General features: G+C 32.3%; 15 protein-coding genes. All 15 read right to left on the bottom strand.

Features of this window, described 5'->3' with window-relative positions:
• Positions 1–2 precede the first annotated feature (2 nt).
• The 15 genes from F1564_RS09100 to tsaB all read right to left on the bottom strand — a co-directional run bounded on the left by F1564_RS09100 (position 3) and on the right by tsaB (position 14,700).
• Positions 3–680, bottom strand: coding sequence for an amino acid ABC transporter permease (locus tag F1564_RS09100; RefSeq protein WP_018451004.1), 678 nt, complete (start codon positions 678–680; stop codon positions 3–5).
• A complete protein-coding gene (locus F1564_RS09105) occupies positions 661–1,320 on the bottom strand; it encodes an amino acid ABC transporter permease (protein WP_018451005.1) in 660 nt (219 codons plus the stop codon). Before F1564_RS09105 ends, F1564_RS09100 begins: the two co-directional genes overlap by 20 nt.
• Positions 1,321–1,534: 214 nt before the next feature.
• Complete coding sequence (locus tag F1564_RS09110) at positions 1,535–1,996, bottom strand: divergent PAP2 family protein (RefSeq protein ID WP_018451006.1); 462 nt, start codon at positions 1,994–1,996, stop codon at positions 1,535–1,537.
• Between the two features lie 13 nt (positions 1,997–2,009).
• A complete protein-coding gene (gene yhbY / locus F1564_RS09115; RefSeq protein ID WP_018451007.1) occupies positions 2,010–2,345 on the bottom strand; it encodes a ribosome assembly RNA-binding protein YhbY in 336 nt (111 codons plus the stop codon).
• A 1-nt stretch (position 2,346) separates the two neighbouring features.
• The gene (locus F1564_RS09120) at positions 2,347–4,218 is read right to left on the bottom strand and encodes a ribonuclease J (RefSeq protein WP_018451008.1); all 1,872 of its coding nucleotides are present in this window, start codon (positions 4,216–4,218) and stop codon (positions 2,347–2,349) included.
• 21 nt (positions 4,219–4,239) lie between these two features.
• Positions 4,240–6,216 carry a penicillin-binding protein 2 gene (gene mrdA / locus F1564_RS09125; RefSeq protein WP_018451009.1) on the bottom strand — a complete coding sequence of 659 codons (1,977 nt, stop codon included), beginning with the start codon at positions 6,214–6,216 and terminating at the stop codon, positions 4,240–4,242.
• A gap of 24 nt (positions 6,217–6,240) precedes the next feature.
• Positions 6,241–6,591 (bottom strand): ribosome silencing factor, encoded by a 351-nt coding sequence (gene rsfS / locus F1564_RS09130; protein WP_018451010.1) that lies wholly within the window; start codon positions 6,589–6,591, stop codon positions 6,241–6,243.
• A gap of 163 nt (positions 6,592–6,754) precedes the next feature.
• On the bottom strand, positions 6,755–7,468 hold the full coding sequence (locus F1564_RS09135; protein ID WP_018451011.1) for an RsmE family RNA methyltransferase: 714 nt from the start codon (positions 7,466–7,468) through the stop codon (positions 6,755–6,757).
• 185 nt (positions 7,469–7,653) lie between these two features.
• The gene (gene ruvB, locus F1564_RS09140) at positions 7,654–8,664 is read right to left on the bottom strand and encodes a Holliday junction branch migration DNA helicase RuvB (RefSeq protein WP_018451012.1); all 1,011 of its coding nucleotides are present in this window, start codon (positions 8,662–8,664) and stop codon (positions 7,654–7,656) included.
• Positions 8,665–9,219: 555 nt separating this feature from the next.
• On the bottom strand, positions 9,220–9,846 hold the full coding sequence (locus tag F1564_RS09145) for a DUF445 domain-containing protein (protein WP_018451013.1): 627 nt from the start codon (positions 9,844–9,846) through the stop codon (positions 9,220–9,222).
• A 17-nt stretch (positions 9,847–9,863) separates the two neighbouring features.
• Positions 9,864–10,286: a flavodoxin gene (locus F1564_RS09150; RefSeq protein ID WP_018451014.1), complete on the bottom strand. Its 423-nt coding sequence runs from the start codon at positions 10,284–10,286 to the stop codon at positions 9,864–9,866.
• A gap of 58 nt (positions 10,287–10,344) precedes the next feature.
• Positions 10,345–11,541, bottom strand: a complete 1,197-nt coding sequence (locus F1564_RS09155; RefSeq protein ID WP_018451015.1) for an acetate/propionate family kinase — start codon at positions 11,539–11,541, stop codon at positions 10,345–10,347.
• A gap of 164 nt (positions 11,542–11,705) precedes the next feature.
• Complete coding sequence (gene pta, locus F1564_RS09160) at positions 11,706–12,710, bottom strand: phosphate acetyltransferase (protein ID WP_018451016.1); 1,005 nt, start codon at positions 12,708–12,710, stop codon at positions 11,706–11,708.
• Between the two features lie 29 nt (positions 12,711–12,739).
• Entirely contained in the window at positions 12,740–13,927 is a 1,188-nt protein-coding gene (gene ftsY / locus F1564_RS09165; RefSeq protein ID WP_018451017.1) for a signal recognition particle-docking protein FtsY, read from the bottom strand.
• Positions 13,927–14,700 carry a tRNA (adenosine(37)-N6)-threonylcarbamoyltransferase complex dimerization subunit type 1 TsaB gene (gene tsaB, locus F1564_RS09170; protein ID WP_018451018.1) on the bottom strand — a complete coding sequence of 258 codons (774 nt, stop codon included), beginning with the start codon at positions 14,698–14,700 and terminating at the stop codon, positions 13,927–13,929. The genes ftsY and tsaB overlap by 1 nt, the downstream gene beginning before the upstream one ends.
• Positions 14,701–14,709: the final 9 nt, after the last annotated feature.

The following is a 14,709-nucleotide window of genomic DNA, read 5'->3' on the forward strand; positions in this document are numbered from 1 at the left end:
TTTTAAACAGCCCATTTTTTCTCCATTTTCTTTGATAATAATGTAATTGGATAACAAATTATGAAGTATAGAAAAAATATGAACAGATACACCCAAAATGGTGCCATCGGATTTTTCCTGCTTGAAAACTCTATAATTTGCCGTCCTATTTTTAGAACTTCTGCAACTTCTATAAAAATCGCAAGTGAAGTTGTCTTAATCATTCTTGTTATAAGGTTTACCGCTGCAGGTGCAATTCTTCTTACAGCCTGTGGAAGCAGCACATATCTATAAACCTGACTTGTATCAAGCCCCAAAGCCTTTGCACTTTCTCCTTGAATTTTTGGAAGAGAAATAATAGCTCCCCTCACAATATCCATCATTTCAGCCGTTCCCCATATCACAAACACTATTATTGTCGTAGTTTCTGAATCAATATGCAAATCAAAGCCTTTCGCAATTCCAAAATAAATTATGAATAGCCACACAAGCAAGGGAATGATTCTCATACTTTCCAGATAAAACTTCAATATTCCATAAATAATCTTATTTTTTGAAGTCATAACTATTCCTAGAATTAATCCAAGCAATATTGAAAATACTATGGAAACAAGAGCAATTTGTCCTGTTACAATAAGCCCACCCATAAGCCTTTGCAAATTGACTCCTTTAAAAATAACATCAATTCCCGACAGTTGCATATCTTATTCTCCTTTCAATTACTGTTAAAACAAACGAAACTGGTAAAATAATAATCAAATATGCTGCAACAAGCATAAACAGACTTTCATTCGTTTTATAATAAAGCCCTATCAAATCCCGTGTCAAGTACATCAGTTCCATTAAAGCCAAAATCCCTATTACTGAAGTTTCTTTCAAAAGAAATATTATATTTGCCGCTATCGCTGGAAACGAAACCGTAAATGCCTGTGGCAATATCACATTAGTTATAAGCTGTGATTCTGTAAGCCCAATGCTTAACCCAGATTCCCGTTGCCCTTTCGTAACCGACTCCAATCCGCTCCGAAATGCCTCACACATGTAACTTCCGCCTAGGAAAGATAATCCAATCACAGCACAAATATGCGAATTAAACGTAATTCCAATTTTTGGAAGCCCAAAATACAGAAAGAATAACTGTATTACAAGTGGCGTATTTCTCGAAAGCTCAATATAAATTCCCACAATCTGCCTAGCAGCTGGAACTCTATAATAAAGCACCAATGCACAAACTATTCCAATCAATATTGAAAACACAATTCCAAAAATTCCTATAATCACAGTCAATTTCATTGCTTCTAAATATTTAGGAATATTTTCTATTATAAAATTAAAGTCCATTTTTGTTTTTCCTTTCTAAAAATTTTATTGTATATTTTACTTTTTTTACTTTTATATTTGTATGTGGAAACATTATACTATAAAAAAATTTATTTGTAAAGAATTATTTTTGTATATACATATAAAATATTTTCACTCCTTCCTATTTCAGTCAATAATAAAAAAATCACAGCTAAATTAATAACTGTGATTTCCTAATTAAAAATATTTTATTTTATCCCAATATATATCCTTTAAATAAAAGTCCAACAGCAATTCCTAAAATACTTCCCCAAAATACTTCTATTGGAGTATGTCCTAAAAGTTCTTTGAATTTTTCGTTAATAATTTCTATCCCGTCATTATGCTCAATAGCATCTATCAGTCTATTTAAGGCTTTTGCATGCTTTCCTGCCTGCTGTCTTACTCCTGTCGCATCATACAGCACAATTCCAGCAAAAACCATCGCAATCGCAAATTCAACTGACCTGAATCCCTTTAGTAAAGATACGCCTGTTACAAGGGAAACTACTGTCGAAGCATGGGAACTTGGCATTCCGCCAGTTTGGATAAGCCTTGCCCATTGAGGCCTTTGACCCTTGAATAAAGGGAAAAAAACTTTGTAAAACTGTGCCGAAAAACATGAAACTACCGCAACATCAAGTAATCTATTTCCAAACAGTATTCCTCCACTCATTTATTTTTCCTCTCTATTTTTTAGATTTACTTTTTCTAAACTTGTCAAATTCAGGAGTAATCTTTGCATCCTTTTTATGTTTAGGCTTGAAAAAAATCAATATATTTCCTATTTTATCAACAAATATTGATTTTGTACCTCTAGCGATTTCATCTCCCATTTCCCTGTCAAATTTAACTGATGAATTTTGCAATATTTTTACTTTTATCAATTCTCTTTTTTTCACAACTTCTGCAATGGAATTTATTACATTCTCATCAATTCCATCCTTCCCAATTCTAACGATTGGATCTAGATTGTGTGCCAATTTTCTTAAAAAAGCTCTCTCCTTACTTGAAAGCTGTATCATTCTAAACCTCCATTATAATTGGTAAAATTATAGGCTCTCTATCTGTTTCCTTATTAAGAAATTCTCCAACTTTTGCCCTTATTTTTTGTTTAATTTTCCCAATTTCCTTTATTCCTTCATTTTCCATATTAGCAAGTTCTGTTCTAACAAGTTTCTTTGTTTCAGAAAGTAAACTTTCTGCATCCTTATTATACACGAATCCACGTGTTACAAGTTCTACTTGCCTGTTAAATTTTCCATTTCTATACTGAGAAATTGTAATAATTACAATTCCATCATCTGCCAGATTTTGTCTATCCTTCAACACAGCATTTCCGACGTCACCAATTCCAAATCCATCAATAAATGTAGCTCCGCTCGGAACTCTTCCAACAGATTTAAAACTATTTTTAGACAATTCCAATTTTGCTCCATTTTCTGCCAAAACAACATTTTTTTCAGGTATTCCAACTGCCATTGCCAATTCCTTATGTTTTTTAATCATCGCATATTCTCCATGTACAGGCAGAAAATATTTAGGTTTCACAAGATTTATCATCAATTTTTGTTCTTCCTGACATCCATGTCCTGATACATGTATTCCGATTCCCTTTTCAAAAACAACGTTCGCATCCCGTTTCATAAGCTGATTTATATTTTTCGTAGCAGCTTTTTCATTTCCAGGAATAGGTGTCGCTGAAATCACAACTGTATCCCCTTCCCTTAATGAAATATGCTTATGTGTTCCATTTGCAATTCTGGAAAGTGCCGCAAGCGGTTCTCCCTGCGTTCCAGTACACAATATAAGCACTTTATTTGCTGGATAAGTTTCAACCTTGTCAATATCAATCATTATATCTCTCGGTATTTTTAAATATCCAAGATTTGAACATATTTCAAAAATTTTAACCATGCTTCTTCCGTCAATTGCAATTTTTCTTCCATGTTTTGCTGCAATATTTACAATTTGCTGCAATCTATGAACATGTGAAGCAAAAGCTGCCAAAATTATTCTTCCTTTAGCTTTTGCAAATTCATCCTTCAAACTTTCTCCAACTGTTCTTTCAGATGGCGTAAATCCTGGTATTTGTGCATTTGTACTATCTGAAAGCAAAAGATCCACTCCTTCTTCTCCCAGCTGAGCCAATCTTCCAAAGTCAAATCCTTCCCCATCAACAGGTGTCAAATCAACCTTAAAATCCCCAGAATGTAAAATAGTTGCTGCAGGAGTCTTAATGCAAATTGCATAGCAGTCTGCTATACTGTGTGTTACACTTACAAACTCAACGGTAAAATATTTTGACACCTTTAAAATAGTTCTTCCGCTAATAACCTTCTCTTTTGGTAATTTTGCATCCTTTTTTTCAAATTTTGCCCTTGCAAGTGCAAGTGTTAATCTTCCACCGTACATTGGTATATTTTCTGTCCCTAACTTTTGGTAAAAATAAGGGATTGCCCCTATATGATCTTCATGTCCGTGCGTCAATAAAAGTCCCTTTATTTTATGACGGTTTGATTCCAGATATGAAAAATCAGGAATTATAACATCTATTCCCAAATGCTCATCTTCTGGAAATGTAAGACCAGCATCCACCACAATAATTTCATCCTTGTATTGAAAAGCTGTCATATTTTTTCCAACTTCTTCAAGACCTCCAAGTGGGATTACATACATTTTTTCTTCTTTTCCATCCACTTTTCTGTCTATATGTCTATTCCTGTCATTTACTCTTGGAATATAACGTATTTCATTTTTTTCATCTAAATGTCTTCGATTCGTACTTTTCCTTCTAAATCTTTTCATTCCAGATTTTATTTTATTAATATCTTCCTTCTTGGAAAAATTTCTTTTTAAGATTTGATTACCGAACTCGCCTTTTTCCTTTTCTGACATTTAGCAAACACCTCCTTCATTTTAATTTTTTACATTGCTATTATTTTTTAAATTCTTATTTTTTTCATCTTGCTTTTTCTTTTCTTCTTCCTGTTTCTTCTTCTCAGCATCCTGCTTTTTCAAGACGTATTTATCTCTATATTTGTATATAAATTTCTGTGCCATAGATCCTGAAGCTACTCCTCCATATCCTCCACCTTCTACAACTGACACAAAAACAATCTGAGGATTATCAGATGGAAAATATCCCGCAATCCAAGAGTGGTTATCTACAAATCCTGAATTTTGTGCAGTCCCTGTTTTTACTGAAACTGGATAATTTGGTATATATAAAACTTTAGCTGTTCCACCTGGACCACTTACCGGCAATCTCAAGGCATTTTGTAATAGTTTCAAATTCTTTGGACTTACCTTCAATTTTTTTATTACTACAGGCTTATTATTTTCAACTTTTCCTGAATATGTCACAAATCTGTCAACAACCGTAGGTCTTAATTTTACACCATTATTAGCTATAGTTTGATAAACTGAGGCAATTTGAATTGGAGTTGCCAAAACATATCCTTGTCCAATTGACATATTTATCAAATCTCCAGGCAGCCATCTCTGATCCTGTTTCTTCTTAAATCTTTTCTTCTTCCATTCAGGACTAGGCAATGTTCCTGTCAATTCTCCAGGAATGTCAATTCCCGTCTTAGATCCAATTCCAAATTCCTTTGCATATTTTACAATATTGTTAATTCCAGCTTTTTGTGAAAATACATAATAATATGTATTTACTGATTGCTCTATGGATTTTGCAAAATTGGTAATTCCGTGTCCAGATTTATGCGAATCCCTAAATATTAACTTCCCGTATCTGTACTGTCCAGTTGAATTTACAGTAGCATAAGGAGAAATTCCAGATTCCAGTATTCCCATTCCCGTTACCGCTTTAAAAGTCGATCCTGGTGGATAAAGTCCAGCAATTCCCTTATTAACAAGCGGCTTTGCCTTTGAATTTACCAGTTCAGTCCATTGATTATCGGATATTCTCGAACTTAATAAATTCAAGCTGATTTCAGGATTACTTACAAATGTAATTATTTTTCCAGTTTTAGCTTCCATTGCAATAAAAGCCCCGCTTTTACCTGAAAATGCATCTGTCATATATTTTTGCAATTCCATGTCAATTGACAAGTAGACATTTTTTCCTGCAACACTTTCTGTTGCCTCCACTTGCCTTATAACATTTCCTTTAGCATCAACTTCGACATTTTCTCTGCCATCTTGCCCCTTCATTTCCTTGTCATAAGAACGTTCGACACCTTTTTTACCAATTAAGTCACTATTTCTGTATCCATCCTTTTCACGTTCTTTAAATTCCTTTTCACTAATAGGTTTTACATACCCGATAACATGAGAAGCGAGTGCATCTTCAGGATAATACCGTTTATTATATTCCACAATATCAATTCTATCATTATTAATTTTTTCAATCGCCCTTAATGCCACCTGCTTATCTAAATCTTCAATAACAAGTATTTTTTTATCGGTTCCTATTCTTTGCTGCTTATAAAATCTGTCTATAAGATAATCCACTTGATAACCTGTAATTTGACTTATATTATTTATATCTCCCATTGTTTCCTGAATACGTTTAGCAACAGCTTTACGTTCATTAGCAAGTCTTGCATTCATCTGTTCTGATGTCATTCCTTTAACTTCCTTTAAAAGTTTCAAGTCATTCGGATCTAATGTATACGTATGTAAATGTATCAGCTGATACCCTGTCGTATTTTTTGCCAGCAATTTTCCTTCCCTATCGTAAATTTCTCCACGTGTAGCCTTTATTATATTTGTTCTAATTCTATTTTGCAATGCCTGTTCTGCATACTGTGAAGCCTCAAGTATTTGTAATGTAAATAAACGTGCGATTAATATAAAAAAAACTGCTCCAACAAGAACAAAAAAGGCAATTATCCGTACATTTTTCTCTTCTTTATCTAATTCTCTCATAATTTTCCTCTTTATAATTGTTATCTATTCTGTTTCCTCATTTTCTTCATTTACACCATTATAAAAATCATCCAGCCTATAGTAATCTCTAGCGTCTTTACTAAATACACTTATAACCAAGTCCCCAGCATCAATAAGAACCCAGTTTGCTTCCTCTAGCCCTTCCACATTTTTCACATTTTCAAGACTTTTCTTTATATCAGTCGCTATCGCTTCAATATTTCTAGAAGAACTCCCAGTACACAATATCGAGTAGTCAAAAAAAGGTGATTTTCCCCTCATATCATATACCTTTATATCCTGCGCCTTTTTATCCTCCATAATATCAATTATTTCCTGAACTTCCTTTTCATAATTATGACTCACTTCACTCATTCCCTAAACTTCCTTTCTTTTTTAATATTATTTATCAAAAAAATTTTATATTGTAAATTTTGTCTGAATATAAAAAAATTATTACAGCACCGCTACTACCGTATATTATATTATATATTCAACTAATTTTCAATTTATTTCTTAATTTTAGTAAAATAAAAAATCATATATAAAAATTAGCAATAATGCCACAACCAACAATTGCCGCAGTTTCCGCTCTTAAAATCCGTTTTCCCAAACTAATTTCTATTGCCTCATTATTTTTTAAAAAATCAACTTCACTCTTTGTAATTCCACCTTCAGGTCCAATTATATATAAAATATTTTTATCTTCTTTTTTTATTATTTCTGATAGAGATTTTGATTCATCACTATTTTCATAAGCAAAAATTATTTTATCATATTTTTGATAATCAATTTCTGAAAGTTTTTTTACAGGTGTAATTTCAGTAAATTTTATTCCTCTGCATTGTTTCAATGTTTCTCTTACAACTACATCCCATTTTTCCTTTTTTTCATTAATTCTTACAACAACTCGTTCAGTTTTTAAAGGAATTATGCGATTTACACCAATTTCTGTCAGTTTTTGTATTGCCAAATTCATTTTATCATTTTTCAAGATTCCTACTGCAACATCAATATTTACACTTAAAGAATAACTATCTTCTTTTTTTTCCAATATTTTTACAGCTATTTCCTTTTTTGAAATTTCAATAATTTTTGTAAAATATTCGTATTCTCCGTCAATTACCCGCAATTCATCACCTATATTTAAACGATACACATTTTGAACGTGATTACAGTCTGATCTGTCTTTTATCAAAATTTTTCCATTATTTTCATCAATATTTTCTTTTTCCGCTATTACTGTCAACAACAGCTTTTCACCTCATTTTTTACTTAATATCATTTTCCACTTAAATAGCAAATTTACTATAAATTTTTTGAAAAAGTTCAAAATCCAATATATATCAATAACCTAAGTTTTTTTGTTATCGAACAGGTCTGGTATAATTTTAGCTTTTTAATTAGAGTTTAATATCAATTATTATCTTTAAATTTCTATTTTTTTTCACTAAATATTTTTTCAATTCCTAAATGGTTATATCCTAATTCTGTCACAACTCTTCCACGTGGAGTTCTTTTTATAAACCCAATTTTTACAAGATACGGCTCATAAACCTCCTCGATTGTCCGTTTATCTTCCCCTAGTAAAAGCGACAAAGTTTCAATTCCAACAGGACCACCATTATAAACATTTATAATCGACAGCAAAATATTCCTATCAAGCTCATCCAGGCCATTGTCATCCACTCCTAGCAATCTCAAAATTCCATCCACACTTTCCTTTTCCAAAACTCCCGAACCTTCCACAAGTGCAAAATCTCTCGCCCTTTTCAATAGCCTGTTCGCAATTCTAGGCGTCCCTCGACTTCTTTTAGCAATTTCCGTAATCCCTTCCTCATCATAAGAAATATCAAGAATATTTGCACCTCTTCGTATAATTTCCTTCAATTCTTCCAGCTTATAATATTCCATCCTATGAGTAACTCCAAATCTATCCCGAAGCGGTGTACTTAACTGCCCTGCCCTCGTAGTCGCCCCAATCAACGTAAATTGCGGCAATTCCACACGTATACTTCTAGCAGACGGCCCTTTCCCAATAAGAATATCCAGCTCTCCATCTTCCATTGCAGGATACAAAATTTCCTCTACCGATGTATTCAATCTATGAATTTCATCAATAAATAAAATATCATTTTCTTCCAAAGACGTCAAAATAGCCGCTAAATCCCCTGCTTTTTCCAACACAGGCCCAGTCGTTACTTTCAAATTCACTCCCATTTCTGTGGCAATAACTCCTGCAAGTGTAGTTTTTCCCAGTCCCGGAGGCCCATACAGCAAAATATGATCAAGCGACTCATTTCTCATTTTAGCAGCCTTTATAAATATATTCATCTTTTCTTTCAAATCCTGCTGACCAATATATTCCTTAAAAGTTTTTGGCCTTAAACTTCTTTGAATATTGTCCTCCCCTAATTCCTTAGGTTCCAATATTCTTTCTTCATTCATTCCTTCTCCTCAATATTTCTTCTTTATTTCTTTATTTAAATTTTTTTATTTATAAATTAATTCTTTAAATATTCTAGTTTAGTTTTTTCTATTCAAATTATAATATCTAAAAATTTTAGTGAAAATATTACACATTAATCCCAACTTCTCTAAGCATTTTTTTAATATTCCCAAATTTTATTTAGGAAAGCAGTCTAAACATTTATTATTCAGATAAATCTGAATTACTACGAAAACGAAACTCTCTAAAGTATATTCATTATAAATATTCTGACGAAAGAAACATATAAATATATTTCATATCTTTCATTCCAAAGAAATCACAACAATTTTAGTTTAATTATAATAGTTATTTTATTAAAAAAATTATCAAGCAAAATTTCGTTAGAAGAAAAATAGCTGTTTGAGCTTTTGGAATAAATTTTAAATTAAATAAAATTATTCATATTAGAAATTATCTTTATTCAAAAGCGAGTTCTATTTTTCTTTTATAAGAAAGTTTTGCATAAGCCGGGTTGTAAGGGCATGGCGATTGATGCCCTTACGTTAAAAATTTTATATCTGTTTTAATAATAACATTATAAAAAACTGAAATAATGCGATTATCCCTCCCAATACTCCACCAATAATTTCAATATGCTTTAATTCATTTTTAGATACAGACAAAATTATTCTTTCCATTTCTTCTAATGAGAAATTTTTCATTTTTTCAAGCATAATTTCCTTAAAGTCAATTTTGTCTTCCGCAATTTTTACGATCTCCTCCACTATTTCCTCTTTATTTTCTAAAATTGCCTTTTTAAAATACGCTTTTATTTTTTCAATTACTGAATCGTTTAAAAACATTTTTAATAGTGGATTTTTTTCGAATATGCTTTTTTTCAGTTTTTCTCCTATAATTTTATCCAACAATTTATCTAAAACTTCATCATTTATAACATCGTTGTCTTTTAGCTTTTCAGTAATATATTTAACAGAAATAAGCTCCTTTTCTATCGTTTCTGCTATATTTTCTGAAATTTTATCTCTATTTTTGGGAATTAATCCCTGTATTTTGAAAAATAGGAAGTTTACTTCCTTATAGGGCCTAAATAACAATTTTATAGCCAAATAATTTGTAAACCATCCTATGAGTATTCCAACAAAAACCATTATGGCAAGCTGGATTAACAAATTTTCCAATTTTCCCTCCAATTTACTTAACCAACTATTGCTCTTCCATATTCCTTACATTTTTCAATTTTTTCATCATCATCAACGGCCAAATGAATAATAAGCCCGTCATTCACAACCGAAAGTCCTTCATTTATGATCTCTTCATGCCAAGTGTCCATCCATCCACCTTGTCCCCAGTCATAAGAACCAAACAGCCCAACTGTTTTACCAACAATTTTATCCTTTATTCCTTCAAAAAATTCCACCATTTCTGGCGCAATTTCCTCTGCTCCAACTGCAGGTGATCCAAATGCAATAAAATCAGCATCTACTGTACTCTCATTAGCTTCTTCCACATTTATAAGCTTTACAGTAGCCCCAGCTTTTTCTGCACCTTCACCAATATATTTTGCTATTTCTTCAGTATTCCCAGTACCTGTATAATAAACTATGTTTAATGTTGCCATATTTTTCCCCTTTCTTTAATCATTCTTAAAAATCTATAAAATTCTGATAATATTTTTTTTATTTTGTCAATTTATAAGTATCTCTTGCAATTACAAGTTCTTCAGCTGTTTCAATCTTATAAACTTTAACTTTTGAATTTTCTGTAGATAACTCTACATTTCCTGGCAATCTTTTTGAATTTTTTTCTTCATCCAGCTCAATTCCAAAAAATGAAAGCCCTTCACAAATTTGTTTTTTAGCTCCAATAGAATTTTCTCCAATTCCACCAGTAAAGGCAATAGCATCAACACCGTTCATTGCCGCAACATAAGCTCCGATATAAAGCTGTATTCTGTAGCAGAACATGTCATAAGCTAAAATAGCCTTTTCATCTCCAGCCTTTTTAGCCGCATCTAAATCACGGAAATCCGAACTAGTTCCAATCATTCCTAAAATTCCAGATTTCTTATTCATTCTATTATTCATTTCATCTAGGGATAATCCTCTTTTTCTCATAATATAAATAACAGAAGCAGGATCTACATCTCCAGTTCTAGTTCCCATCATAACTCCTGCAAGTGGTGTCATTCCCATTGATGTATCTACAACTTTACCATTTTGAACCGCTGAAATGCTCGCACCATTTCCAAGATGACAAACTATAATTTTTGAATCTTTTTTACCTAACATTTCTTGTGCCACTTCACTTACATATCTGTGAGAAGTCCCATGAAAACCATACTTTCTCACTTTTAATTCTGTGTAGTCTTCATAGGGATAAGGATACATGTATGCTTTTGCTGGCATTGTTTGATGAAATGCAGTATCAAATACCACCACATTTTTCTTTCCAGGAAGCAATTTTTGGATAACTTTTATTCCCATTATATGAGCTGGGTTGTGTAAAGGTGCAAGTGGAGCGATTTCTTCAAGATTTTTTATAACTTCATCATCGACAAGTACAGATTTTTCATAATATTCTCCACCATGGACAATTCTATGCCCTATCGAGTCAATTTCATCTGTGCTAGATATTACTCCAATTTTTTCATCTTGAAGTGTCTTTAATATCAATTCCACTGCAACCGTATGATTTTCCATAGGAGTTTCCAATTCACTAATTTTTTCTCCTGTTATTAAATTCTTATAACTAAAAATTGGATTTGTAATTCCTATCCTCTCACAATTCCCCTTAGCTAGCGACTGTTCATTAGTCATATCAATAAGTTCAAATTTCGCAGATGAACTTCCACAATTTATTACTAAAACTTTCATTTTCTCCTCCAAATTTATGTTTTTACTTTTTATTTTTTTGATAAGGGGTCTTGACCCTTTGTTAATATTAAGTATGTTACTGCTTAACTTTTAATGATTTTGCTTTTACAATTGAGTGTAAATCTTTTAATTACAATAGTATAAATTTAATTTTTATTGATTTTTTACATTTCAGATTCCACAGCTGTAATCGCCACAACTTCCACAATATCTTCCACGCTGCATCCTCTTGACAAATCGTGAACTGGTTTTGCCAATCCTTGGATTAATGGTCCCAATGCCTTTGCCTTTGCTAATCTTTGCGTTAATTTATAACCAATATTCCCTGAATCCAAATCAGGGAAAATTAATACATTCGCCTGTCCTGCTACTTTTGAGTTGGGAGCTTTTGCAGCAGCCACTTCTGGCACAATTGCCGCATCCAGCTGTAATTCCCCATCAAAGTCAAAATCAACGTTTCTAACTTTCAAGATTTCAATTGCTTCCCTAACTTTACTTACAGACACTCCATCTGCACTTCCCTTTGTGGAAAATGATAAGAATGCCACTTTAGGTTCTTTTATTCCAGCTGTAAATCTAGCTTTTTCAGCTGCAGAAATTGCAATATCAGCTAGCTGCATTGCTGTAGGATCAGGGATTACTCCACCATCTGAATATACAAATGTTCCGTTATCTCCAAATTCAGGCGTATTTGTTATCATAACAAAAGAACTTGATACTGTTTTTAATCCTTCTCTTGGTCCAATTATGTGAATTGCCGCTCTTAAAACGTGTGCTGTTGGTGAAGATGAACCTGCCACCATTCCATCAACTCTGCCTTGATGCACAAGCATTGCTGCAAAATATCTTGGATCTGACATAAGTATCGCTTTTGCAGTTTCAAATGTCATTCCTTTTTTTTCTCTTCTTTTTTTCAAAAGTTCTGACATAGCATCAATTGTTGCACAAGAATCAGGATTATAAAATATCGCACCCTCCAATGAAACACCAATTTTAGCCGCTCTTTCTTTTATTTCCTTTTCATTTCCAACTAAAGCAATTTTTGCAATTCCTTCATTAATGATTTTTTCAGTTGCCCGTAAGACTCTTTCATCTTCTGTTTCAGGTAAAATAATAGTTTTGTTCAGCTTTTTAGCTCTTTCCTTTAATTCATTTGTCAATGTATTCATAAATTCATTTTCCTTTCTCAATTTTTTTATTAATCAAACATAGCTTCAACAAATTCCTTTGTATCAAATTCCCGCAAATCCTCAATTCCTTCCCCGACACCTATAAATTTGATTGGCTTTTTCAGCTCTTCTGTAATTGGAAAAATAATTCCACCTTTTGCCGTTCCATCAAATTTAGTTAAAATAATTCCTGTCAAATCTACAATTTCATTGAATATTCTAGCCTGCTCCAAACCATTCTGCCCAGTTGTGCTGTCAATTACAAGTAAAGTTTCAAAGTCCGTTTCTCCAGACTGCTCACGTATGATTTTATTTATTTTTTCAAGCTCTTTCATCAAATCACGTTTATTGTGAAGTCTTCCAGCCGTATCCAGTATCGCCACATCAAATCCACGATTTTTTGCAGTTTTCACAGTATCAAAAATTACAGCGGCAGGATCGCTTCCATGAGCCTGTTTTATAACTTCCACGCCAGTCCGTTTCCCCCACTCCTCAACTTGCTCAATCGCAGCTGCTCTAAACGTATCTCCAGCCCCAATGATAACCTTTTTTCCACTATCCTTCAATTTTTTTGCAATTTTACCAATGGACGTAGTCTTTCCGACTCCATTTACACCAACAATTAAAAGAATGTTCAGCTTTCCATCCTGCAATTTCAATTTTGTGTTACTTTCATCGCTATAAACAAGTTTAGCCTTCAGTAATTCCTTTAATTCATCATAAATTTGCTCAGATGTTTTCAATTTTTTTCGTGAAACCGATTTTTCCAGCTCTTCCACAAGCTGCATTGTCATATTCATCCCAATATCCGATTGAATCAGCAATTCTTCCAATTCTTCATACAAATCATCATCTATTGTTTTTCCCAAAAGCGCTTCTTTTAGTTTTCCAAAAAATCCCTTTTTAGGTGTTGCCAGCCTATCTTTTAATGGCTTTAATTTAGGCTTTTTCTTAGTTTTTTCTCTTTTTTCAAAGTTACTCTCATCTAATTTACTTTCAACATTTCCATTTTCAACTTTAGAATTCTCGCTAATTTTATTATCTTTTTTTAAAATTTCATCAGCTGCTTTTTTTATTTCTTTTTCTGTTTCTTTTTTTATTTTTTGTATTTCATCTTCGCTTTCCTGAATTTCTTTATCCAGTTGATTTTCAAGCTCGCTTTTTTGCTCTTCCTTACCTTTTTTCTTTTTTCCAAATTTAAAAAAATTTTTCAGCATTATTTTTTATCCCTTTCCGCCTGTGATTTTTCCAGATAATCTGGCTTTAAATTAAAGATATCAGTTTTTTTCACAATATTTTTTCCTAAAACATCATCGTTTCGCAAATTTTTATCCAAAAACATTTGCACATAAGTCATCGTATTAATTGCCAAATTCTTATCCTCAAATATTTTTACAAAATTTCCCAATTTATCCAATATTTTAACCTTATAATTAAAAACCGCATCTCCAATCAAATAAATTTTTTTATTATTTTCTCCATTTTGTTTATTTTCAATTATTTCCTCAATTACATTATCCAGTTTTGTAACTTCATAATTTTTCACTAATTCCAGCTTGTTTGCAGCTTTCTCACAAAAAATTTCATAAGCTGAGGAATAAATTTTTTCCTTCCGAGAATCAATCAGCGAATATATTTTCACATTCTCATCATTTTCCAAATTTATCTTCAAATTATAGTATCCTTGATATCCAAGCGCATCCAATTCATTCACTTCATAAAAATTCACATTTTTTCCAAAAAAAAGCCCCTTAACAACTGAAATTGCTATCCGAACACCAGTAAACGAACCTGGTCCAATCGAAACAATCACATTTTCAATTTCATCCAGCTTTTTCCCAGTCCATTTCAGAAGACTGTCAATTTGCTCTAAAATCGTGGTAGAATGGGTCTTTGCCATTTCCACATGAATTTCCCCTAAAAGTTTATCCTTTTTATAAAGCGATAATCCAGCCAGCTTAGTCGTAGTCGTCATCGCAAATGTCAACATATCTTTTCT

Origin of the sequence: Leptotrichia shahii (assembly GCF_008327825.1) — a bacterium.
Taxonomy (GTDB): domain Bacteria; phylum Fusobacteriota; class Fusobacteriia; order Fusobacteriales; family Leptotrichiaceae; genus Leptotrichia; species Leptotrichia shahii.

What these genes read in the sequence shown, in the direction of transcription:
- tsaB (WP_018451018.1), bottom strand. Translation starts at nt 14,700, where the DNA reads ATGTTGACATTTGCGATGACGACTACGACTAAGCTGGCTGGATTATCG.
- ftsY (WP_018451017.1), bottom strand. Translation starts at nt 13,927, where the DNA reads ATGCTGAAAAATTTTTTTAAATTTGGAAAAAAGAAAAAAGGTAAGGAA.
- ruvB (WP_018451012.1), bottom strand. Translation starts at nt 8,664, where the DNA reads ATGAATGAAGAAAGAATATTGGAACCTAAGGAATTAGGGGAGGACAAT.
- pta (WP_018451016.1), bottom strand. Translation starts at nt 12,710, where the DNA reads ATGAATACATTGACAAATGAATTAAAGGAAAGAGCTAAAAAGCTGAAC.
- yhbY (WP_018451007.1), bottom strand. Translation starts at nt 2,345, where the DNA reads ATGATACAGCTTTCAAGTAAGGAGAGAGCTTTTTTAAGAAAATTGGCA.
- F1564_RS09150 (WP_018451014.1), bottom strand. Translation starts at nt 10,286, where the DNA reads ATGGCAACATTAAACATAGTTTATTATACAGGTACTGGGAATACTGAA.
- F1564_RS09100 (WP_018451004.1), bottom strand. Translation starts at nt 680, where the DNA reads ATGCAACTGTCGGGAATTGATGTTATTTTTAAAGGAGTCAATTTGCAA.
- F1564_RS09155 (WP_018451015.1), bottom strand. Translation starts at nt 11,541, where the DNA reads ATGAAAGTTTTAGTAATAAATTGTGGAAGTTCATCTGCGAAATTTGAA.
- F1564_RS09120 (WP_018451008.1), bottom strand. Translation starts at nt 4,218, where the DNA reads ATGTCAGAAAAGGAAAAAGGCGAGTTCGGTAATCAAATCTTAAAAAGA.
- F1564_RS09110 (WP_018451006.1), bottom strand. Translation starts at nt 1,996, where the DNA reads ATGAGTGGAGGAATACTGTTTGGAAATAGATTACTTGATGTTGCGGTA.
- mrdA (WP_018451009.1), bottom strand. Translation starts at nt 6,216, where the DNA reads ATGAGAGAATTAGATAAAGAAGAGAAAAATGTACGGATAATTGCCTTT.
- rsfS (WP_018451010.1), bottom strand. Translation starts at nt 6,591, where the DNA reads ATGAGTGAAGTGAGTCATAATTATGAAAAGGAAGTTCAGGAAATAATT.
- F1564_RS09105 (WP_018451005.1), bottom strand. Translation starts at nt 1,320, where the DNA reads ATGGACTTTAATTTTATAATAGAAAATATTCCTAAATATTTAGAAGCA.